Here is a 23039-nt window from a genome sequence, read left to right as displayed (position 1 = left end):
TTTTTATCTTTCTTTAAAAAATAAATTTTATTTTTATCTATCTTTTAAAAAAAAATTCTATAATACTTTTTTAAATATTTATTAATTTTGGAGAGCACCATGCAAAATGAAGAGTTACTAAAAGAGTTTAAAATCTTACTTGTGGAAGATGAAACAAATATTGCAAAACTATTAAAAAGTGCTATTGGTGAATATTTTTATAGTTTTACTATTGCAAAAGATGGTAAGGAAGGATTAGAAAAATTTAAAAAGATTAAGCCTGATATTATAATAACTGATATTATGATGCCTAAATTAGATGGTTTATCTATGACAAAACAAATTAGAGAAGAAAATGAAGAAATACCTGTAATTGTTTTAAGTGCTTTTTCTGAAAAAGAGAAACTTTTAAAAGCTATTGACATAGGAATTACTAAATACTTTATTAAACCTTTTGATCCTGAGGAATTACTTGAATATTTAAAAGAATTAAGTGATAAATTAGATAAAAAAAGAGTTTTTAATTTATCTAAAAATTTAATTTTTGATAAAAATAAAAATAATTTATTTAGTGAAGAAAAAATTATAAATCTAACAAAAAGAGAAAAAGAGTTTTTGCGTTTATTAATTGATAATTATCCAAATGTAGTTGATGTTGAAAAGATTAAAACTACCTTATGGGAAAATGAAGAAGTTACAGATGAAAGACTAAGAACTTTTATTAAAAGATTTAGAAATAAAACTTCAAAAATTTTAATAAAAAATATTTCTGGACAAGGGTATTTAATTTCGCCAGATAATATTTAATTTATTTGATAATTTATTTTTATTAAAAGTATTTTTAGCTTCATTTAAATTTGCATAAGTCTCTACATTTAAAAAATTTTGGATATAAAAATCTTTTTTATATCCTAAGTTAAACAAAATATCAATTATTTCATTTATATCTTCTTCTTGTAGTAAATCCCCATGTAAAGTTGTTCTTACTTCAAACTCAAAATTAATTTTTAAAAGGTATTTTAATGTTTTTAAAAAATCTTCAAAACAATTAGAGTTTGTAATAGTTTTAAATTTACTTTTTGTTGCTTTAAAATCTAAAGCAATATAGTCTAAATAATTCTCTTTAACTAACTGTTTAATTAAATCAAAATTAACTCCATTAGTATCAAGCTTTATTTTAAAGCCCATTGCTTTAATTTTTTTACAAATTGGTATTAAATTATGTACAGTTGCCTCTCCACCACTTAATACAACAGCATCTAACAACCCAACTCTTTTTTCTAAAAAAGAGAACAAATCACTTAATAAGTAATTGCCCTCTTTTGCTTCTATAATATTACAATTATAGCAATATTGGCATCTCATATTGCATGAGACAAACCAAACAATACAAGCTAAATTTTCTTTATAATCTAGTGTTGTAAATTTTGTTATATCATACACAATCTTTTTCGATAAATTTAACTCTTTGTTTATGCTCACCTTTTTTTCCTATATTAAAACTCTCTACTGGTCTATGATAACCCATTACTCTTGTGTAAACCACACACTTTGTTCTTTTCTTTTCTAAATGTTTTGGGATTGCGTAACTTTCCATTCTTCTAACTCCTTTTTTAAGATTTCTTCATCACATTTTGGACAAAATTCAAACTCTCCACTTAAATATCCATGATTTGGACAAATTGAGAATACTGGTGTTATTGTAATATAAGGCAATTTGTAATTTGTTATTACATTTTTAACCAATTTTCTACAAGCTTCTATTGAACTTAATTTCTCTTTCATATATAAATGAAGTACTGTACCACCTGTATATCTACATTGTAATTCATCTTGTAAATCTAAAGCTTCAAATACATCTTCTGTATAATCAACAGGTAATTGAGAAGAGTTTGTATAATAGATATTTTTATTAAATCCTGCTTGGACAATATCTTTATATCTTTTCTTATCTTCTTTTGCAAATCTATATGTTGTACCCTCTGCTGGTGTTGCTTCAAGATTATATAAATTTCCTGTAATTTCTTGAAAATGAATCATTCTTTTTCTCATATAATCAAGTATCTCTAAAGCAAATTTTATTCCATTTTTTGTAGAAATATCTTCTGTTAAATCAAAAAAGTTTCTAATCATTTCATTTATACCATTTACCCCAATTGTTGAAAAATGGTTATTAAAATGAGGCAAATATCTTTTTGTATAAGGAAAAAGCCCTCTTTCATATAAATTTTGAATAAAATCTCTTTTCTTCTCTAAAGTTGATTTTGCAAGTTCCATTAATTCATCAAGTCTTTCATATAAAGAGTGCTTATCTTTTTTATATAAATATCCAAGTCTTGCCATATTAATTGTAACTACACCTATACTTCCAGTCATCTCTGCACTTCCAAAAAGTCCCCCTCCTCTTTTTAAAAGCTCTCTTAAATCAAGTTGAAGCCTACAACACATACTTCTTACATGTCCTGGTTTATAAGCTTTATCATTTGGAATTAATTTTCCATTTTCATCTTTGATATATTGACTTCCAATAAAATTTTGAAAATATGAAGAACCAATTTTTGCAGTATTTTCAAATAATATATCAGTATTTTCTCCATACCAATCAAAATCTTCAGTAATATTAACAGTAGGGATAGGAAAAGTAAAAGGCTGTCCTGTTTTATCCCCTTCTGTCATAACTTCATAATAAGCTTTATTTATCATATTCATTTGTTTTTGGAAATCTTTATATGTTAATTCTTCAAAAGAAAAATAACCTTTTTTCTTTATTTCTTCAAATAACTCTTCATCAGAAAAGTCTTTTAATAGATGTTCTTGTCTTCTTGTTGGAATTTGATCTTTTAAATCAGCTGGCACAGTCCAGTCAATAGTTATATTTGTAAAAGGACTTTGTCCCCATCTTGCAGGAACATTTAAATTATAAATAAAACTTCTAATATTCTTTTTTACTTCACTAAATGAAAGTTTATCTTTAAAAACATAAGGTGCTAAATATGTATCAAATGAAGAAAAAGCCTGTGCACCAGCCCATTCACTTTGTAAGATACCTAAAAAATTAGCCATTTGACCTAAAGCTTCTCTAAAATGATTTGGTGCATCACTTTCTACTCTTCCTCTTACACCATTAAATCCTTCATCTAATAAGACTCTTAAGCTCCACCCAGCACAATATCCACTTAAGCAATCTAAATCATGAATATGATAATCTGCATTTCTATGGGCATAGCCTTCCTCTTTTGAATAGATTTTATCTAACCAATAATTTGCAATTACTTTTCCTGCACTATTATTAATTAAACCTGCATGAGAATACCCAGTATTTGAGTTTGCATTAATTCTCCAGTCAGTTTTACTTGTATACTCTTCAATAGTTTGTGTACAATTAATATAAGTAGTATCTTTATCTAAGCCTAAAATATGTTCTCTTTGCATTTTATGCATATGTCTATATAGCATAAATGATTTCATTACCTCAAAGTATCTTGCTTTATATAATTCATTTTCAATTAAATCTTGTATATCCTCAACAGCAATAACCCTTTTTTGGTCTAATACTTCTAATACATTAAAAAAAACTTTATTATCATATTTGATATGCACACTTTTAAATGCTTTTTTTATTGCATCTTCTATTTTAAAACGTTGAAATTCTTTTGTGGTTCCATCTCTTTTTAGTACTTCTTTTAACATCTTACTTCCTTTTAAATATGACGAATTCTAAGACAGTATCTCTTAAATAACAATAACAACAAAAGTCACAAAAGTGTTATTTTACGGGCTTTCCAGCCTATTTATCACACTTTATTTAATAATAAAATAAAAAAAAATTTAATGTATAAACTTAATTAAGAAATAAATAAACACAACTTATATATAATGTACGCTTTACAATAAAAGGTAAATATTATGAGACATTTTTTAACATTATCAGATTATACAAAAGAAGAGATTTTAGAGATACTAGATCTTGCAAAACAAATAAAAAAAGAGACTAAAAATAGAGTTTTTAAAGATTATATGCCAAGAAAAACACTTGGAATGATTTTTGAAAAAAGTAGTACAAGAACAAGAGTAAGTTTTGAAACAGGAATTTATCAATTAGGTGGAATAGGACTATTTTTATCAGCAAATGATATTCAATTAGGACGAGGTGAGCCTATGAGTGATACAAGTAGAGTTATTTCAAGAATGGTTGATATGGTTATGATTAGAACTTTTGAACAAAGCAAATTAGAAGAATTTGCTAAATATTCAAAAGTTCCTGTTATTAATGGATTAACAAATGAGTATCACCCTGTTCAATTAATGGCTGATTATATGACTATACAAGAAGCAAACTTAGAAGAAGACTTAGTTGTTGCTTATGTGGGTGATGGGAATAATATGGCACATTCTTGGCTAAATATGGCAGCTAAATTAGGTTTTGAATTAAGAATTGCAACACCAAAGGGATATGAAGTTGATGCACAAATTTTAGAAAATGCTTTAACTATGGCTAAAGTTTCTGGTGCAAAGATTACTATTTCAAATAATCCAAAAGAAGCTATAACAGGAGCAACAGTAGTTACAACTGATACTTGGGTTTCTATGGGTCAAGAAGATGAAAAAGAGAAAAGAATAAAAGATTTTAAAGGGTATATGGTTGATTCAGATATGATGAAATTAGCCCATAATAAAGCTATTTTCTTACACTGTTTACCTGCATATAGAGGATATGAAGTAAGTGATGAAGTTATGGAAAGTTCTCAAAGTCTAATTTTTGAAGAGGCTGAAAATAGACTACATGCACAAAAAGGTGTAATGGTTTGGTTAGATAGAAAAAGAGATAGTAACTAATGATAGATTTTAAAAAGTTTGAAAAATATTCTAAACCAGGTCCTAGATATACTTCTTATCCAACAGCACCTGAGTTTACAGATAAATTTACCCAAGAAGATTTAATTAGTTTTTATAAAAATCAAGATGATAAAAGAAATCTATCTTTATATATTCATCTTCCTTTTTGTAGAAGTGCATGTTATTTTTGTGGATGTAATGTAATTTTTACATCAAAAGAAGATAAAAAAGTAAGATATATACAATATTTAAAAAAAGAGTTAGAAATCTTAAAGAAATATTTAAATACTTCAAGAGTAGTAACTCAAATGCACTTTGGTGGTGGAACACCAACATATTTCTCAGCAGAGCAATTAAAAGAAGTAATAAATGCTTTAAAAAGCACTTTTCCTAACTTTAGTAGTGATGCGGAAATTTCATGTGAAGTAGATCCTAGATATTTTACTCAAGAACATATGGATGTTTTAAAAGAAGGTGGTTTTAATAGGTTAAGCTTTGGAGTTCAAGATATTGACTCACAAGTTCAAAAAACAATCCATAGAGTTCAACCATATGAAACAACTTTAAATGTAATGAATATTGCAAGAAATGCAGGGATAAAATCTATTAATATTGATTTAATTTATGGACTTCCTCATCAAACTGCACAAACTTTTCATAATACAATAGAACAAGTAATTAAACTAAATCCTGATAGATTAGCAGTATTTAATTATGCTCATGTTCCTTGGCTTATGAAAACAATGAGAAAATTTGATGAATCAACTTTTGCACCTGCTAGTGAAAAACTTGTAATTTTAAAAGATACAATTGATTTTTTTACTAATAACGGCTATAAAATGGTAGGAATGGATCATTTTGCAAAACCTGAAGATGAACTATTTAAAGCTATACAAAAAGGTGAATTACATAGAAATTTCCAAGGATATACTACTAAAGGTGGTGCTGATTTAATTGGAATTGGTCTTACTTCTATTGGAAATGGTGTTGATTATTATGCACAAAATTTTAAAGATTTAAAAGAGTATGAAGCAGCACTTGATGAAGGTAAACTACCTACTTTTAAAGGTTATAAATTAAGTAAAGATGATGAAATTAGACAATTTGTTATTATGGAACTTATGAGTAATTTCTCATTAAATATTAAAAGAGTAGAAGAAAAATTTAATATAGAATTTAATGAATATTTTAAAGAAGATTTACCACAGCTTGAAGAGTTTATAGAAGCACAACTAGTTTCTATAACAAATGAAAAAATTCAAGTATCTCAAACAGGAACAATGCTTATTAGAAATATTTGTATGCCTTTTGATGCTTATCTTAAAAAAATCCCAGAAAACAAAAGAAGATTTTCAAAGACTATCTAGTCTTTGAACTCTTTTTTAATACTTAATTTACTGTCACAATTCATCAAAAATTAACTATATTTTTAGTATATTACCTACCTTTATAAAAATAAAAATTTTTTAATAATTAAAGGTTTATAAAAAGTGAATAATAATAAATTTGACTATACAAAAATAAGTGATGATTGCGTAAAATGTGGTAAATGTAAACCTGTATGTACTATTTTTAATATAAATCAAGATGAAACAACAAGTCCAAGGGGATTTATTGATTTACTTGGAGCATATAAAAGAAATGAATTAGAACTTGATAAAAATGCAAAAGATATATTTGAATCATGTTTTTTATGTACAAACTGCGTTGAAGCCTGTCCAAATGATTTACCAACAGATATGATAATAGAACAAGTAAGAAGTGATATTGCAAAAAAATATGGTCTTGCTTGGTATAAAAAACTATTTTTCTTTTTATTAAGACATAGAAAAACTATGGATTTTCTTTCAAAACTTGGATGGATGTTTCAAACATGTGCTTTAAAACTTGATAAGCAAAAACAAACAGCAATGCCTAGGTTTTCCCTACCAATAGTAAAAAAAGATAGAGCTTTACCATTTGCTGATTCAAAAAGCTTTTTAAGAAAATATCCTGAAAATATCTATGCAAAACATAAAAAACAAGAAGAAAATAAAAAGAATAAAGTAGCAATTTTTATTGGTTGTATGAGTAACTATACTTATACAAATACAGGTGATTCTTTAGTAAAAATTCTAAAGAAACTTGAACTTGATATTTTTATTCCTAAAAAACAGTTATGTTGTGGAGCACCTGCATATTTTACAGGAGCTTTTGATACAGTTGATTATTTAGTAAAACAAAATATTGAATACTTTGAAACTTGGATTGAGGAAGTTGATGCTATTATTATTCCAGAAGCGACTTGTAGTGCAATGATAAGTCAAGATTGGGAACATTATTTACATGATCAACCCCAATGGAAAGAAAGAGCAAGTAAAATTGCTAAAAAAGTATTTATGGCTACAAAATGGTTAGAAAATAATACAGATTTATTACAACTTTTAGAAAAGTCAAATAAAAAAATAGATACTCTTATTACATACCATGATCCTTGCCATGCTAAAAAAATGCAAGGAGTATGGAAAGAACCTAGAAATCTTTTATCAAAAAACTATGTATTAAAAGAGATGAGTGATTCAAATAGATGTTGTGGATTTGGTGGAGTTACTATGCAAACAGAAAAATATGAGTTTGCAAAAGCAGCTGGACTTCCAAAGGCAGCTATGATAAAAGAGACAAAAGCACAAATTGTAAGTGCAGAATGTAGTGCATGTAGAATGCAAATTACAAACTCATTACATCAAGCAGATGTAGATGTAGAATTTAAAAATCCTATTGAGTTAATAGCAGAAGCTTTAGAAGATTAATTATGGAAACTTGGCAAAATATATATTCAACTTTTGATCCAGTAGCATTTAATTTAGGAGATATAGCTGTTCATTGGTATGGAATAATGTATGCTTTAGCCTTATTAAGTGCAATAATAGTTGCAAAATGGTTTATTAAATATGATAAAATCCCTATTAAAGAAGAAGTTTTTGATTCTTATATTTGGTGGGCAGAAATTGGTGTTATTTTAGGTGCAAGATTAGGTTATATTCTTTTTTATGATACACATACAATGTATTATTTAACTCATCCTTGGCAAATTTTCAATCCTTTTATTGATGGTGTTTATGCAGGAATTTCGGGGATGAGCTACCATGGAGCTGTAATTGGATTTATTATTGCTTCATACTTATTTTGTAAAAAGAACAAAGTATCTTTTTACTTTTTAGCTGATATTGCTGTTATTGGGGTATCTGCTGGTTATGTATTTGGAAGAATTGGAAATTTCTTTAATCAAGAACTAATAGGAAGAGCAACAGATGTTCCTTGGGGAATTTACGTTGGAAATACATTAAGACACCCTTCTCAATTATATGAAGCAGTGTTAGAAGGTATTTTAATTTTTGTAATTTTAGTTGCAATTAGGAAGCATAAAACATTTGTGGGACAATTGGCACTTCTATATGGTATTTTATACTCAATTGCAAGAATAATTGCTGAAATTTTTAGACAACCTGATATTCAATTAGGATTTATTTATAGCAATTGGCTAACAATGGGAATGCTACAATCTTCATTTTTTGCTATATTATGTATAGTTTTATATATAATAACAAAAAGGAAAGCTGCTATTTCTTAGCAGCTTCAGCTTTTTTCTTATCATCTTCATAAGATTTTATTACATCATTTAAATCATCTATTTTATGTCTATATTCATCAATGTACTCTTGATATACTTTAATAGATTCTTGGGCTTTTAATAGTTTCTCTTTTAAATTATCATTTAGTTTTTTGAATTTTTCATATTTTTCATAACTAATTCTAGTTGTTGTTCTAAGTTTTGATATTTTTTCTAAGAAATCATCATGGGCTTTTTCTGCATTATTTTCAGAATCTTTTAATTTATGTTCTAAATTTAAAATTCTTCCTTTATCATCATTTATTCGCCCTCTTAAAATTTTTATCTCTTTTTGTAATTCAGACACAAATGAACTAATCTTTTTATCTTTGCTCTCTAAGGCCTCTTTTAATAAATCTTGGTACTTTTGTTCAATCTCCTGCTCTGTTCTAACTTTTTGAGATTTTTGCTGTAAAATATATCTTTTTAAAGTCTGCTTTTCTTCTTCATCTTGAGTTATTAAGAATCTACTTGCAACATATTTTTTTATATTTCCTTCTTCATCAAAAATAGGAAAAATTGTAGATTTAATATAATAAGAACTTCCATCTTTTGCTTTATTTTTTATTTTACCTTTCCATACATTTCCACTTTGAATAGTCTCCCAAATATTTTCAAAAATTTTAGAAGAGTTATCTGGATGTCTTACTATATTATGAGGTTGCCCAATTAGCTCCTCTTTAGTATAACCTGAAACTTCACAAAAAATATCATTTGCATATATTATATTTCCTTTTAAATCTGTTTCACTTATTAAATTCTCTTTATCAAGAATATCTTTATATATTTCTAACTCTTTTTTTTGCTGTTTAATTAGTTTTATATTATATCTTTCTACTAAAATATTATTTAAAATCTTAATAGTAGTATTATACTTAATAGGTTTGATTATATAATCTGCAATTCTATAATGTATTACTTTTTCTAAAGTTTTAAAATCAAGTTGTTTTGTTGTTAAAATAAGAGGTAAAGTAGTAAGTTCTCTAATTTTAGAGACACAAATAACTGATTTTTCAAAATCTAAATCAAATAAAATAATATCTATTTTTTTTTGATTAGCTGAAAATAATTCAAAAATATTATTTTCATCATTTGAAATAATAACATTTTTGAAATATTTTTGAAAAAAGTTTAAAGATTCATTTATGATATTTTTATCACTTTCAATATAAAAAAGAGTACTCTCTTTTAAGATATTAAGATCTAAAAGATCATCAATAATCTGTTCTGTACCCATATTCAATTGCTAATTCGTTGATTTTATTTTTAAGTAGATCTAATCTCCAGCCATGCCTATTTGCAAATTCTTCTATTTCTTTTTCTCTTTGTTCATTTGTACAAAAAACAAAAATTCTCTTTAAGAAAGGTTTAGGTACTTGAATTGCAATTAATTGAAAGTAATTTTCTTTGCAACTTCTTGAACAAAAAGCTTTACTCATAGCAATCTTTTTTTTACAAAATGGGCAGTGAGACATTACTATTTTCCTTTAATGATTAATTTATAAAATTTAGCATTTGCTACATCTTGAAGGAATTTTGGGTCGACATCATGCAATGCTATGATTTCGACCTCTTTGTTTCCCATCATCCATCCCTTTCCGGAATCGACAATTTCCTCATCTTTAAAAAGCTTAATAAGCTCTTCTTTAGAAAGTATTTTTTCTTCCATTTATTCTCTCAAAAATTATTTACTTTCCTCAATGATGTAACCTTTATTAGAGTGATTTCTAATAATTTCATAATAAGTTTTTTGCCTAATTTTATTTACAATATTTCTCATAGTATAAATAGACATATTTTTGCCTTTCCATACCACATCTTTAATTGTATCATAATCAATAATTTCACCTCTTTTTTGAATAAGAAGTTTTAAAAATGATTTTTCTAATCTTGTAAAGTCTATTAGCACTCCACCTGGTTTAAAGAATTGATCTCTATATTCATCAAAATAGATTCCATTTTGAAACTCTACTTTATCTCCTCTTTTTGTTTGATTTAAACACATAATAATTGCTAATTTTATATCTTTAACTCTTAAAGGCTTAGACATAAATGTATATGCACTATTATTAACAGCTATAATAATATTTTCACTGTCTTCATCATCAGAGATAATAATTTTAGGTAAAGTTGGAGCTCTACTTGTAATTTCACTACAAAGTTCACTAAAAGAATACTCTTTAACATCCGTATCAATAATAACTATATCAAAACTATTAGAACTAGCAAGCTCAACTGCCTCTTTAGAACCTTTTACTAATTTTAACTCTTTAAAATAGTCATCAAACTCATTTTCAATTGTATTTTTAACATTGTCATCATTACTAATTACTAGTAATTTTGCGTTATATAATTTTCTTATATTTTTTTCAGTTTTTAACATCTTTCACTCTTTCGATATTAATTTTTATTAAAATAATAGCAAAAAATATTACATTTGTCAAAGAAAAATTATTTATAAATAAAAAAAATGTACATTTTTTTCAATTTATTTCAATTCTTGCCAACTTTTACCGACATTTTTTGACACTTTTAATGGTATATTTAATTTAACTATATTTTCCATAATATTTACTAAATCATTTGTAATTTCATCAATTCTTTCATTTTTTACTTCAAAAATAAGTTCATCATGGATTTGTAATAACATTTTAATATCATTATTGTTTTTATATTTCTCCCAGATTTTTAACATTGATAGTTTAATTAAATCAGCTGCACTTCCTTGAAATTTTGTATTTACACCTTCTCTTAAAAACGCTGCTTTTTGCATACCATTTGCACTATCAAAATCAAATACTCTTCTTCTTTTTAATAAAGTTTCCACATAACAATTTTGTAAAATAAAATCCTCAATTGATTTTAAATAATCTTTTACACTTTTAAAAGCTTCAAAATAAGCTTGAATATAACCTTTTGCTTCTTTAGGATCTATTTTTAATGTATCAGCTAGTTTTCTACTTCCCATACCATATAATAATCCAAAGTTAATTGATTTGGCAATAGCTCTTTTACTATCTGCTTGCTCTTCACCAAAAATTTTAACAGCTGTTTGTCTATGAATATCAAGATTATTATTAAAAGCTTCAACTAAAGCTTCATCATTGCTAAAATGTGCAAGTAATCTTAACTCAATTTGAGAATAATCTATTCCCACTAAAGAATACCCCTCTTTTGGAATAAAAGCACTTCTAATTTGTGCACCTGCTTCACTTTTTACAGGAATATTTTGTAAGTTTGGATTTTTACTACTTAATCTTCCTGTTGCTGTTCCTGTTTGTAAAAAAGAAGTATAAATTCTATTATCATTTGTTTGTAAAGCCAATTGTAAAAGAGGTTCTATATAAGTTGATTGAAGCTTATAAGCTTCTCTATAATTTAATAATAAAGGAACAATATTATGCTCTTCATATAAACTTTGAAGTACCATTTCATTTGTGCTATAACCACTTTTTGTCTTTTTAGAAGCTTTTAAAGAAAGTTTATCAAATAAAATTTCCCCTAATTGTTTTGGAGAGTTAATATTAAATTCACATTGTGCTTGTGTATAAATCTCTTTTGTTAAAGATTGAATATAAGAAGCATTTTTAACTTTTAGTTCTTCTAAAATCTTTATATCAATTTTTACACCATTAGCTTCCATATTTGCTAAAACTTTAGTAAATTCAAACTCTAAAGATTTTCCCAACTCTAAAAGATGTTCTAATTTCTCTTCTTTAAATAACTCTAATAATTTAAAATATAATTTATAAGTAATAATAGCATCTTCGCTGGCATATAAAGCAGCCTTTTCAATCTCTACACTAGAAAAATTTTCACCTTTTTTTACTATATCTTTAAAAGCAATCATCGTATGGTTAAAATATTTTTGTGCAACAAAATCTAATCCTATTTTAGAACTTGGGTCTATAAGCCAAGACATTAGCATTGTATCTGCATAAATATTCATCTCTAAATCAAAATTATTTTTAATAATTTGATAATCATATTTAAAATTTTGAGCAATTAATTTAAAGTTATTTAAAAGTTTTAAAGCTTCCTTTGCATCTTCAAGTGAGATTTGCTCCAAAACTCCTAAATAAAAATGAGAGATTGGAACATAATAGGCCTTTTTATCATCATAAGCAAATGAAAAACCAACAATTTTTGCATTATTTGCATCAATATCAGTTGTTTCTGTATCAAAAGCTACAAAACTATCTTCTTTAATAGAACTAATTACTTCAAATAGTCTATTTTTTTCATTTAGTAAAATCGTTTCAAATTGAAAACTTTCAACTTTTTTTGGAATTTGTGTTTTATAATTTAAACCCTCTTTATTTACCCTATCAATAATTCTATTTAAATCAAACTCTATTAAAGTATCAGCTATTTTTAAAATAGGATTCTCTTTTGGTAATTCAAAGTGTTCAATCTCTTCAATTGCATGACAATCCACTTTTAAAGTAACAAGCTGTTTAGAAATAAAAGCCATTTCTTTACCTGTTTCTAAAAGAGTTTTCCATCTAGCTTTTTCTATATTTTCTAAATTATTATAAATATTATCTAAAGTTCCAAACTCCTTAATTAAAGCCTCAGCTGTTTTAGCCCCTATTCCTTTTACTCCAGGAATATTATCTGCGCTATCTCCAATTAATGCTTGATAATCAGTAAATTGTTTAGGAGTTACTCCAAATTTTTCTATACATTTATCTTCATTTATAATACTTTTTTTTATTGGATCAAAAAGATATATTGTATCATCATCAATTAATTGATATAAGTCTTTATCATGGGATACTATTCTAACTTCTAAATCTTTTTGTTTAGCATCAAAAGCAATTGAAGCAATAATATCATCAGCTTCAAAACCAACTTTGGAAGCAGTTTTAAAACCCATTTTTTCTACCCACTCAATTGCAATTGGTAATTGTCTTAATAAATCTTCAGGAACTTCTTGCCTATTAGCTTTATATTGGTCAAATAATTCATTTCTAAAAGTATCTCCTTTTGAATCTAAAGCAAATACTAAATAATCTGTTTGAAAATCTTTTCCTATATTTGCAATAAAATTCATAAAACCAGTTAATAAACCAGTTGGAAATCCATCTTTTGATTTTAAAGGTGGTAAAGCATAATAACTTCGAAATAAAAATCCAAATGTATCAATAATTGTTATTGTTTTTCTCATATTACCTACTTATAAATTTTTAATGTTTTTATAATATAATATCAATACTAAAAATAAGGTTTTATATGTCAGAAGAGTACGATATTACTAAATTAAAAAGAAGTAATAATGAACTAAAAGAAATAATCAATAATTCTTGGGATGGGATAGGAATTATTGATTTAAAAGGTAAATTTATCTATTTTAATAATGCTTTTATTCCTATTTTAGGTTTTTCAAAAGAGGAACTAATAAATAAAAGTTTTATTTCTGTAATACAAGATGATTATTTAAAACCTTTTGTTGAATTAATGAAAAAAAATTTAGAAAACAAATATGATTCAGATATGAATATTGTTTGTATTAGAAAAGATAAACAAAAGGTATATTTAAAAATCACCCTATCAACAATGTTAAATAAAAAGTTTTTTGTAATAAATGCAAAAGATATTACAAAAGAGATTTCTGATGATGAAATTTTAAATAACTATGTGGCTTCAACTCATGTTAATATGCAAGGACTTATTACAAAAGCAAGTTTAGCTTTTTGTCTTTTAAGTGGCTATGAGCAAAATGAACTAATAAATAAGCCCCATTCTATTATAAAAGCAAAAGAAGAAGATGAAAAAATTTTTAATTCAATTTTTGAGTCTATTAAAAATAAAAAAGAGTGGAAAGGAAGAATTGAAGGTAAAAGAAAAAACAATTCGCCTTTTTGGGTTGATATTAAAGTAAAACCAACATTTAATAAATACGGGGATATTACAGGGTATACTTCACTAATGTTTGATATTACAAATGAAATTAATTTAGATGTTGAAACAAAAAGTTTACAAAAAGAAGTTGTACAAAAAGATAGTATTTTACTTCAACAATCAAAACTTGCAATTATGACAGAGACTTTACAAATGTTATCTCATGAATGGAGACAACCTTTAAATATCATCTCTATTAGAGCACAAAAATTAGAGTTAGATTTCTCTTTAGGCTTGGCAAATGATTCACAAAAAATCATTCAAACCTTAGAAGATATTAAAAATGATGCACAAAAGCTTTCAAATACAATAGAAGAGTTTCAAAGCTTTGTACAATTAAAAAGTGAAAAAATTAAAGTTATTGCAAAAGATATTGTTTTAAAAGCAATTGAGATTTTTAAAAAAGATCCTCAAACACAAGAGATTGATTTTATTAAAGATATTATGCAGATACCTGAGTTTAGAACATATAAAAATGAACTTACTACTATTTTAGTAAATATTCTAATAAATGCAAAAGAGGCTATTTTAAAAAATAAAATAAAAAATGGTGTAATTAAATTAAAATGCTATTATGTTGATAAAACTATATATTTTGAAATTAGTGATAATGCTGGGGGAATAAAAGAAGAGATAATTGATAAAATCTTTGAGCCATATTTTTCAACAAAAGAGTCTAAGCATGGAGTAGGACTTGGTTTATATACGTGTAAAATCATTGTTGAAATGCACTTAAAAGGTGAAATTAGTGTAAAAAATCATAATAGTGGAGCAACATTTAAAATAGCTTTACCTATAAATTAAAAGGAAATATGATGATAATAATACCTGCAAGATTAAATTCTAGTAGATTTGAAAATAAGATTTTAGTGGATATTTTAGGATTACCAATGGTAATAAGAACTGCAAAGCAAGTTAGTTCTTTAGATAAAGTAGTAATTGCAACTGATTCACAAGAAGTAGTAGATTTAGCTTCTAAATATGGTTTTGATGCAGTTTTAACTTCAAAGGAACATCAAAGTGGAACAGATAGAATTAATGAAGCAGTTAATAAATTATGTTTAAATGAAGATGAGGTTATTGTAAATGTACAAGCTGATGAACCTTTTATAGAACCAGAAGTTGTACAAGCAGTAATTAATAAGGTAAAAGAAGTAAAAAATGAAGATATAATGATAGTTAGCTGCTATAAAAAAATAAGTTCAGATTTAGCAGATGACCCAAATCATGTAAAAGTAGTTTTGGATAATAATTCAAATGCAATTTATTTCTCAAGAGCTAAAGTTCCATATCATAGAGATCATTATGAAAACTCAGAATATAATGGACATTTGGGAATTTATGGATTTACAAAAAAATCATTAAATACTTTTTGTAGCTTAGAGCCTTCAAAATTAGAAACAATTGAAAAATTAGAACAACTAAGAGCAATAGATAATGCACATAAAATTGCTATGGTTAAGGTAGAATCTAAATCTTTTGGTATTGATACGCAAGAGGACTTAGTAAATGCACTAAAGATTTTTACAGTTTAACTATTATAAATTCTAATTAAAAAAATGCAAATAAAGTATCTTTAAAGGTTATTTTTGTAAAATAATAATTAATTTATATGAAGGTACCTAATGCATTTTGATGTTCTTATAGCAGATGATGAGATTATAAATGATAAAAAACTAATCAAATCAATGCAAAAAACTTTAAAGAATGTAAATCTATCCTTTACAACAAACGAAGAAGAAATTATTTCAAAACTTCTATCTTTAAATCTCTTAATAATAAATATAAATACACAAAATTCAATTTCTCTTGCTAAAAAATGTAGAAATGAAAATATTGATGTAATTTTTATAATTGATAATACTAATACTTTAGATATTGCCTATAGTATTGAAGTTTTTGATTTTATTTATAAACCAATCTTTCAAAATAAACTATTATTTAAAATTGAACATTATGTAAAAATTAGAGAAAAAGAAAAAGAGATTTTAAAACAAAAAGAGTTCTCTTCAATTATTTTAAATAATATTGCAACTCCTATTTTTTTAACAGATGGAAATAGTTTTTTATTTGCAAATAAAAATTTTTTAAAAATATTAGGCTTTGAAAGCTTAGAAGAAATAAATAAAAGCCATCCTTGTGTATCTGGCATTTTTGAAAAAAGAGAAGGTTTCTTATTTAGTGATAAAAAAAACAATTGGCTAGAATCTTTAGAAACTAATAATAATTTAAAAGTGTTAATTAAAGATTATAAAAATAAAGAAAGAATTTATAAAATTCAAGCCAATTATTTAAAACAAGATGCAAATTATCTTATTTTTTTAGATGATATAACCCATGAAGTAGAATATAAAAATGAATTAATTAAACTTCTTTATACTGATAATCTTACAAAAAAACCCAATAGAGCTAAACTTATTGATGAACTTCAACATAATGAAATAAATATAAACTCTTTAGCAATTATTGATATAAACTCTTTTAAAGAGATAAATGATTTCTTTGGAAATAAAGTTGGAGACTTAGTTCTTATAGAAATAACGAATATTATTGAAAAAGAAATTAAAAAGCTTGCTACTTTAAAACTATATAAATTTCCTTCTGATACATATTGTATTACAGGGGAAAATATCGGTAAAAATGACTTTTTAGCAATTATTAAAAATATTGTTTCTGCTATTTATAAACAATCTATAATTTTAGAACAACATGAAATTGATACAAGAGTAACAGTAGGTATTTCTTTTTCTACTAAAAATAATAAGCTAATAACTGCTGATTTAGCCTTACAAGCAGCTAAAAAAGATAATAAAGACTACTTAGTATTTTATGATAAATTGGATAATTTACAAGAGTATGAAAATAATATGAAGTGGACTAAAAAACTTAAAAATGCTCTTCTTGAAGATAAAATAATTGTATATTATCAACCTTTAATAAATAATGTAACTTTACAAGTAGATAAATATGAATGTTTAGTTAGAATGATAGATGAAGATAAGGTTATTTCACCTTTTTTCTTTTTAGATATTTCAAAAAAATCAAATCAATATACTAAAATAACTAGAATTGTAATTGATAAAGCTTTTAAAAAATTTGATACTTTAGATTATGAATTTTCTATAAATATATCATATGAAGATATAGAAGATTTCACCTTTCTTGATTTTATTAAAGAAAAAATGAAAAAATATAATGTTAAAAATAAAGTAGTTTTTGAAATACTTGAAGATGAAAGTATAAAAAATTACGATATACTTATAAAGTTTATTGATGAAATTAAAAATTTAGGATGTAAAGTTGCACTTGATGACTTTGGTTCTGGATACTCAAATTTTGAACATATTTTAAAAATGAATGTTGATTTTTTAAAAATTGATGCTTCATTAATAAAAAATATTGTTACAGACAAAAACTCTTTAAAAATTACTAAAACAATTATTGAATTTGCAAAAAGTTTAGGATTAAAAACTATTGCAGAATATGTTGAAAATGAAGAGATTTTTAATACTGTAAAGAAACTTGGAGCTGATTATTCTCAAGGTTACTACTTCTCTGAACCTAAAGAGACACCTGAGATTAATAACACAAGTATTAAGGGCAAAAATGAATAAAGAAATTTTAAAAAATATAAAAGTTTTATACGTTGAAGATGAAAATGATGTAAGAGAGTTTACAGGTAAAACAATCAAAGCAATTGTAAAAGAGATTATAGTTGCAGAAAACGGTAAAGTTGGTTTAGAAAAATTTCAAGAAAATCCTGATATTGATTTAATTGTTACAGATATAAATATGCCTAAAATGGGTGGACTTGAAATGTGTGCTGAAATAAAAACTATAAATCCTGAAATACCTATCGTGATTACAAGTGCCCATAATGACCCAAATTTTTTAAAAAAAGCTATAGATGTAGGTGTTAGTGCTTATGCTATGAAACCAATAGATTTATATCAATTAATAGAGAGTATGATTAAAGCTGTTGAGCCAATTTTCTTAAGAAAACAACTTGAAGCTGTTAATCTTTCATTGGAAGAAAAAGTTGAAGAAGGTATTCAAAAAATCAAATCAATTTTAGATGCTCAAGATAATATTGTATTTGTAAGTAATACAAAAACTATTACAAATGTAAATAAAAAATTTTTAGAGTTTTTTAAAATCTCATCTTTAAATACTTTTTTAAATGAAAATCAATGTGTATCAACTCTATTTAAAAATGAAAAAGGCTTTTTTAGTTTAGAGACTTTAAAAAAAAGTGATAAAAATTGGATTGAATATTTACAAAATTTAAGTGAAGTAGATAGGGTTGTAAAAATTAAAAACAATAATGGAATTGATAGAGTTTTTACAGTAAATATTGACCAATATGAGCATAAAGGTGAATATTTTGTTATTTCACTAACTGATATTACAGAACTAAAAGAAAAATCAAATCTTTTAGAATATCAAGCAAGTCATGATCTATTAACAGGACTTTATAATAGACAAAAATTCCATGATATTTTTGGTAAAGAAATAAGAAGAGATAAAAGATATGATAATGATTTATCTTTAATTCTTTTTGATATAGACCACTTTAAAAACTTTAATGATGAATTTGGACATAATCTAGGAGATGAAGTTTTAAAGTTTATTGCTGAAATAGTAACTAAAAATGTTAGAGAACATGATACTATTGTTAGATGGGGAGGAGAAGAGTTTTTAATCTTACTTCCTGAAACAGATTTAAAAGGAGCTTTAAAAGTTGCCGAAAAAATAAGAGTTGCTATTGAAGAGTTTAGAGATGATACTCTTCCAAAAAATATTACAGCTAGTTTTGGAGTTACAACTTTATATGAAGGTGACAATGAAGAACAGTTTGTAAAAAAAGCTGATATAGCTTTATATAAAGCAAAAAGTGAAGGAAGAAACAAAGTTGTTTCTCACACTGCTTAGAAGTTAAAATCTTCTCCTAAGTAGTGTTCCCTTACACTTCCATCATTTTTTATATCTTCACTATTTCCAGAAGCTAATAATGTTCCACTTTTCATAACATATGCCCTATGGCAAATTTGTAGTGTTTCTCTTACATTATGATCAGTTATTAAAACCCCTATTCCTCTTAGTGTTAATTGATGAATAATTTCTTGAATATCTTTAACTGCAATTGGATCAACTCCAGCAAAAGGTTCATCTAAAAGTAAAAACTTTGGTTTTGATACTAATGCTCTTGCAATTTCAGTTCTTCTTCTTTCTCCACCAGATAAAGAGATACCTTTTCTTTTTCTTATTGGTTCTATATTAAATACTTCTAAAAGTTCTTCTACTCTTTTATATCTCTCTTCTTTATCATTTGTAACAATTTCTGCTGCTAAAAATAGATTATCTTCAACACTTAAATCTTTGAAAATTGAAGATTCTTGAGGAAGGTAGCCTATTCCTTTTAAAGCTCTTTGATGAAGTGGTAGATTTGTAATATTTTCTCCATCAAAGAATACATCTCCACTTGTAGGTTTAACTAATCCACAAACTGTATAAAAAGTAGTAGTTTTTCCTGCTCCATTTGGACCTAATAATCCAACAATTTCCCCACTTTTTATCTCTAAAGAAATACCATGTAAAATCTGTGTTTTTTTAATCTTTTTTGTAATATTTTTTATTTCTAATTTATGCATAAATTTTATATTGCCTCTTATTATCTAATTTTTCAATTTCAACACTAATTACGTTAAAACCATATGAAAGAAGTAAATCTTCTAATCTTTTATCACCCCACTCTACAAAATGTATTCCCTCTTTTTCAAACTCTTCTAATAAACCTAAAGAGATAAACTCTTCTAAACCTTTATTATAAACATCATAATGATATATATTATTTGAATAAAGTGTTTGAATAGAAAAAGTTGGTGAAGTTACTAAATCATCACTTCCATAACTTTTAACAAAATTTTTAACTAAAGTAGTCTTACCACTTGCTAAATCACCTTTTAATAAAACTACACAATCTTTTTTAATAACTGCTTTTAGTTTATTAACTACTTTATTAATATTTTCTAAATCTAATAGTAAAGTCTCTTGCACAATAAACCTAATTAAAAAGAGTTAGAAACTTTAATAATTTCTTCTAATTTTTCAAAAGCTTTTTTACTTTTTATAGCTTCTCTTGCTATTTCAATACCCTCTTTAAAATCACTTGCTTTTTCATCAACAATTAATGCTGCTGCTGCATTTAATAATACAATATCTAATTTTGAATCAGTAATCTCTCCTGATAAAATACCCCTTGTAATATTTGCATTTTCTTTACCATCTCCACCAACAATAGACTCTTTTGGTGCAAGTTTAAAGCCAAACTCTTGTGGATCAATTATAAACTCTTCAATTTTTCCATTTTCTAAACTATTAGCATAAGTAATATCTGAAATAGAGATTTCATCCATTCCATCATTTGAACTTACAACCAATGCTTTTTTTGTATCTAACATATTTAAAGCTTCTGTTATTTTTCCTATTAACTCTTTAGGATATACTCCTAAAAACTGTTTTTTTACATAAGCAGGATTTGATAAAGGCCCTATTATATTAAAAATTGTTCTATGACTAATTGTTTTTCTAATAGGAGTAATATATTTCATTGCAGGATGGTGATTTGCAGCATGCATAAATACAAAACCTGTTTGTTCAAAAAGTTTTGCACTATTTTCTAAACTTAAATTTAAATTAAAACCTAAAGCCTCTAACATATCAGAGCTTCCTGATTTACTTGTTACACTTCTATTCCCATGTTTTGCAACATATGAACCACATGAAGGTAATAATAAAGAGACTGTTGTAGAAATATTAAAACTATAACTTTTATCTCCTCCTGTACCAACTATATCTATTGCTTGTTTACATAAATCAACATCAGCAGGTAAAGGAATAAGATGATCTCTCATTGCACTTACTGCACCTGCTATTTCTGCAACAGTTTCACCTCTTTCATAAAGTTCTATTAAATATTCTCTTACTTCTTCTTCAGGTAATCTATTTTCAAAAATATCATCAAATTTTAATTTTGCTAGATTAAACATATTTATCCTTCATCACTTAGTTTTTCTACATACTCCAGCATTTTAGATTTTGGAGTTGATTTAGTAGTTGGAACTTGTAGAACTTTAAATTTATCACTTTTATCAAGATATTTTATCTCTATAATATCTCCAACCTTAACTTCTTTTGATTTTTTAACACTTTGGTTATTAATAAAAACAACTTGATGAGCTAGCATATCTTCTGCAACAGCTCTTCTTTTTGTAATATTTACGGCATTTAAAAATTTATCTATTCTCATAATGATGATTATAGCTAATTTTAGATAAAATACCTCCAAATTAATATTTATTATTTTATGGAGATGAAATGAGCAAAAAAGAAGTAAAAAAAGTTGTTTTAGCTTATAGTGGGGGATTAGATACTTCTATTATTTTAAAATGGCTTCAAGATGAATACAATGCAGAAGTTATTACTTTTACAGCTGATTTAGGTCAAGGTGAAGAAGTTGAACCAGCTAGACAAAAAGCATTAGCAATGGGAATTAAGCCTGAAAATATTTTTATTTTAGATATTAAAGAAGAGTTTGTAAAAGAGTATGTTTTTCCTATGTTTAGAGCAAACACAATTTATGAGGGAGAATACCTATTAGGAACTTCTATTGCAAGACCTTTAATTGCTAAAAAACAAATTGAAATTGCAAATAAGATGGGTGCTGATGCTGTTTCTCATGGAGCAACAGGGAAAGGTAATGACCAAGTTAGATTTGAACTTGGATATTTAGCATTAAGACCAGATATTACTGTAATTGCACCTTGGAGAGAATGGGATTTAAATTCAAGGGAAAAACTTTTAGCATATGCAAAAGAGCATGGAATTGAAATCTCTAAAAAACATGTGGATGAAAATGGTAATCCAAAAGTTAGTCCATATTCAATGGATGCAAATCTTTTACACATCTCTTATGAAGGTTTACATTTAGAAAATCCAGCTGCAGAACCTGAAGAGTCAATGTGGTTATGGACAACTTCTCCTGAAAATGCTCCGGATACACCAGAATATATCACTATTGGATATAAAAATGGTGACCCTATCTCTGTAAATGGTGAAGAAATGTCTCCTGCAACACTTTTAAAAACTCTAAATGATTATGGAAATAAACATGGAATTGGAAGAGTTGATATAGTTGAAAATAGATATGTGGGAATGAAAGCAAGAGGTTGCTATGAAACTCCAGGTGGAACTATTATGTTAAAAGCTCATAGAGCAATAGAGTCTATTACATTAGATAGAGAAGCAGCACATTTAAAAGATGAATTAATGCCAAGATATGCGAAACTTATCTATAATGGATATTGGTTTTCACCTGAAAGACAAATGCTTCAAGCAGCAATTGACCAAACACAAAAAAATGTTGAAGGTACAGTAAGATTAAAACTATATAAAGGTAATGTAATGGTTGTAGGTAGAGAATCTACAAAATCATTATTCTCAGAAGCACACTCAACATTTGAAGAAGATGAAGTATATAATCAAAAAGATGCAGAAGGGTTTATTAGACTTAATGCATTAAGATTTATTATTGCTGGACAAACTCAAAATAAATAACTTTTATAAAAAATAAGATTGAGCTTTTTCAATCTTATTTTTCTTTCTTTTCTAA

The 23039-nt window shown here is 25.9% G+C and carries 22 protein-coding genes; 10 read left to right on the top strand and 12 right to left on the bottom strand.

Features of this window, described 5'->3' with window-relative positions:
- The first annotated feature begins 99 nt into the window (after window positions 1-99).
- A complete protein-coding gene (locus AMYT_RS07140; RefSeq protein ID WP_191287690.1) occupies window positions 100-786 on the top strand; it encodes a response regulator transcription factor in 687 nt (228 codons plus the stop codon).
- Here the strand turns inward: AMYT_RS07140 and AMYT_RS07135 are convergent.
- From AMYT_RS07135 to AMYT_RS07125, 3 genes are read right to left on the bottom strand one after another with little or no spacing between them, the layout of a single operon-like run.
- Window positions 763-1422, bottom strand: a complete 660-nt coding sequence (locus AMYT_RS07135; protein WP_228197921.1) for an anaerobic ribonucleoside-triphosphate reductase activating protein — start codon at window positions 1420-1422, stop codon at window positions 763-765. The genes AMYT_RS07140 and AMYT_RS07135 overlap by 24 nt on opposite strands.
- Window positions 1415-1576 (bottom strand): anaerobic ribonucleoside-triphosphate reductase, encoded by a 162-nt coding sequence (gene nrdD / locus AMYT_RS15140; RefSeq protein ID WP_114841864.1) that lies wholly within the window; start codon window positions 1574-1576, stop codon window positions 1415-1417. Before nrdD ends, AMYT_RS07135 begins: the two co-directional genes overlap by 8 nt.
- The gene (locus AMYT_RS07125; RefSeq protein ID WP_114841863.1) at window positions 1546-3669 is read right to left on the bottom strand and encodes a ribonucleoside triphosphate reductase; all 2124 of its coding nucleotides are present in this window, start codon (window positions 3667-3669) and stop codon (window positions 1546-1548) included. The genes nrdD and AMYT_RS07125 overlap by 31 nt, the downstream gene beginning before the upstream one ends.
- Window positions 3670-3885: 216 nt before the next feature.
- Between AMYT_RS07125 and argF the strand changes: the two genes are divergently transcribed.
- From argF to lgt, 4 genes are all read left to right on the top strand, one after another.
- Window positions 3886-4815, top strand: a complete 930-nt coding sequence (gene argF / locus AMYT_RS07120) for an ornithine carbamoyltransferase (RefSeq protein ID WP_114841862.1) — start codon at window positions 3886-3888, stop codon at window positions 4813-4815.
- Entirely contained in the window at window positions 4815-6182 is a 1368-nt protein-coding gene (gene hemN, locus AMYT_RS07115; RefSeq protein ID WP_114841861.1) for an oxygen-independent coproporphyrinogen III oxidase, read from the top strand. Before argF ends, hemN begins: the two co-directional genes overlap by 1 nt.
- A gap of 123 nt (window positions 6183-6305) precedes the next feature.
- Window positions 6306-7604, top strand: coding sequence for a (Fe-S)-binding protein (locus AMYT_RS07110; RefSeq protein ID WP_114841860.1), 1299 nt, complete (start codon window positions 6306-6308; stop codon window positions 7602-7604).
- Window positions 7605-7606: 2 nt separating this feature from the next.
- Window positions 7607-8425 carry a prolipoprotein diacylglyceryl transferase gene (lgt, locus tag AMYT_RS07105; RefSeq protein WP_114841859.1) on the top strand — a complete coding sequence of 273 codons (819 nt, stop codon included), beginning with the start codon at window positions 7607-7609 and terminating at the stop codon, window positions 8423-8425.
- Here lgt and AMYT_RS07100 read toward each other — a convergent pair.
- The 5 genes from AMYT_RS07100 to polA all read right to left on the bottom strand — a co-directional run bounded on the left by AMYT_RS07100 (window position 8415) and on the right by polA (window position 13634).
- Window positions 8415-9701, bottom strand: coding sequence for a PAS domain-containing protein (locus tag AMYT_RS07100; RefSeq protein WP_114841858.1), 1287 nt, complete (start codon window positions 9699-9701; stop codon window positions 8415-8417). The genes lgt and AMYT_RS07100 overlap by 11 nt on opposite strands.
- Window positions 9679-9903: a hypothetical protein gene (locus AMYT_RS07095; protein WP_422142588.1), complete on the bottom strand. Its 225-nt coding sequence runs from the start codon at window positions 9901-9903 to the stop codon at window positions 9679-9681. Before AMYT_RS07095 ends, AMYT_RS07100 begins: the two co-directional genes overlap by 23 nt.
- 38 nt (window positions 9904-9941) lie before the next feature.
- The gene (locus AMYT_RS07090; RefSeq protein ID WP_114841856.1) at window positions 9942-10133 is read right to left on the bottom strand and encodes a hypothetical protein; all 192 of its coding nucleotides are present in this window, start codon (window positions 10131-10133) and stop codon (window positions 9942-9944) included.
- A 15-nt stretch (window positions 10134-10148) separates the two neighbouring features.
- Complete coding sequence (locus AMYT_RS07085; RefSeq protein ID WP_114841855.1) at window positions 10149-10847, bottom strand: response regulator transcription factor; 699 nt, start codon at window positions 10845-10847, stop codon at window positions 10149-10151.
- Between the two features lie 105 nt (window positions 10848-10952).
- Window positions 10953-13634, bottom strand: a complete 2682-nt coding sequence (polA, locus tag AMYT_RS07080) for a DNA polymerase I (protein ID WP_114841854.1) — start codon at window positions 13632-13634, stop codon at window positions 10953-10955.
- A 65-nt stretch (window positions 13635-13699) separates the two neighbouring features.
- Here polA and AMYT_RS07075 point away from each other — a divergent pair, with 65 nt between their 5' ends.
- The 4 genes from AMYT_RS07075 (at window position 13700) to AMYT_RS07060 (ending at window position 19300) form a co-directional block, all read left to right on the top strand.
- Entirely contained in the window at window positions 13700-15172 is a 1473-nt protein-coding gene (locus AMYT_RS07075; protein WP_114841853.1) for a PAS domain-containing sensor histidine kinase, read from the top strand.
- An 11-nt stretch (window positions 15173-15183) separates the two neighbouring features.
- Window positions 15184-15903 (top strand): 3-deoxy-manno-octulosonate cytidylyltransferase, encoded by a 720-nt coding sequence (gene kdsB, locus AMYT_RS07070; protein WP_114841852.1) that lies wholly within the window; start codon window positions 15184-15186, stop codon window positions 15901-15903.
- A gap of 90 nt (window positions 15904-15993) precedes the next feature.
- Window positions 15994-17982 (top strand): EAL domain-containing protein, encoded by a 1989-nt coding sequence (locus tag AMYT_RS07065; protein ID WP_114841851.1) that lies wholly within the window; start codon window positions 15994-15996, stop codon window positions 17980-17982.
- Window positions 17975-19300 carry a GGDEF domain-containing response regulator gene (locus AMYT_RS07060; protein ID WP_114841850.1) on the top strand — a complete coding sequence of 442 codons (1326 nt, stop codon included), beginning with the start codon at window positions 17975-17977 and terminating at the stop codon, window positions 19298-19300. Before AMYT_RS07065 ends, AMYT_RS07060 begins: the two co-directional genes overlap by 8 nt.
- Here the strand turns inward: AMYT_RS07060 and lptB are convergent.
- From lptB to AMYT_RS07040, 4 genes are read right to left on the bottom strand one after another with little or no spacing between them, the layout of a single operon-like run.
- Entirely contained in the window at window positions 19297-20019 is a 723-nt protein-coding gene (gene lptB / locus AMYT_RS07055; protein WP_114841849.1) for an LPS export ABC transporter ATP-binding protein, read from the bottom strand. The two genes, AMYT_RS07060 and lptB, sit on opposite strands and share 4 nt — an antisense overlap.
- A complete protein-coding gene (gene tsaE, locus AMYT_RS07050; RefSeq protein WP_114841848.1) occupies window positions 20012-20425 on the bottom strand; it encodes a tRNA (adenosine(37)-N6)-threonylcarbamoyltransferase complex ATPase subunit type 1 TsaE in 414 nt (137 codons plus the stop codon). The genes lptB and tsaE overlap by 8 nt, the downstream gene beginning before the upstream one ends.
- 11 nt (window positions 20426-20436) lie before the next feature.
- A complete protein-coding gene (trpD, locus tag AMYT_RS07045; protein ID WP_114841847.1) occupies window positions 20437-21417 on the bottom strand; it encodes an anthranilate phosphoribosyltransferase in 981 nt (326 codons plus the stop codon).
- Window positions 21418-21419: 2 nt separating this feature from the next.
- On the bottom strand, window positions 21420-21677 hold the full coding sequence (locus AMYT_RS07040) for a S4 domain-containing protein (RefSeq protein WP_114841846.1): 258 nt from the start codon (window positions 21675-21677) through the stop codon (window positions 21420-21422).
- A gap of 68 nt (window positions 21678-21745) precedes the next feature.
- Here AMYT_RS07040 and AMYT_RS07035 point away from each other — a divergent pair, with 68 nt between their 5' ends.
- Window positions 21746-22984 (top strand): argininosuccinate synthase, encoded by a 1239-nt coding sequence (locus tag AMYT_RS07035; protein ID WP_114841845.1) that lies wholly within the window; start codon window positions 21746-21748, stop codon window positions 22982-22984.
- The last annotated feature ends 55 nt before the right edge of the window (window positions 22985-23039 follow it).

Origin of the sequence: Malaciobacter mytili LMG 24559 (genome assembly GCF_003346775.1) — a bacterium.
GTDB lineage: Bacteria > Campylobacterota > Campylobacteria > Campylobacterales > Arcobacteraceae > Malaciobacter > Malaciobacter mytili.
This window is presented reverse-complemented; position numbering and strand designations above follow the sequence as displayed.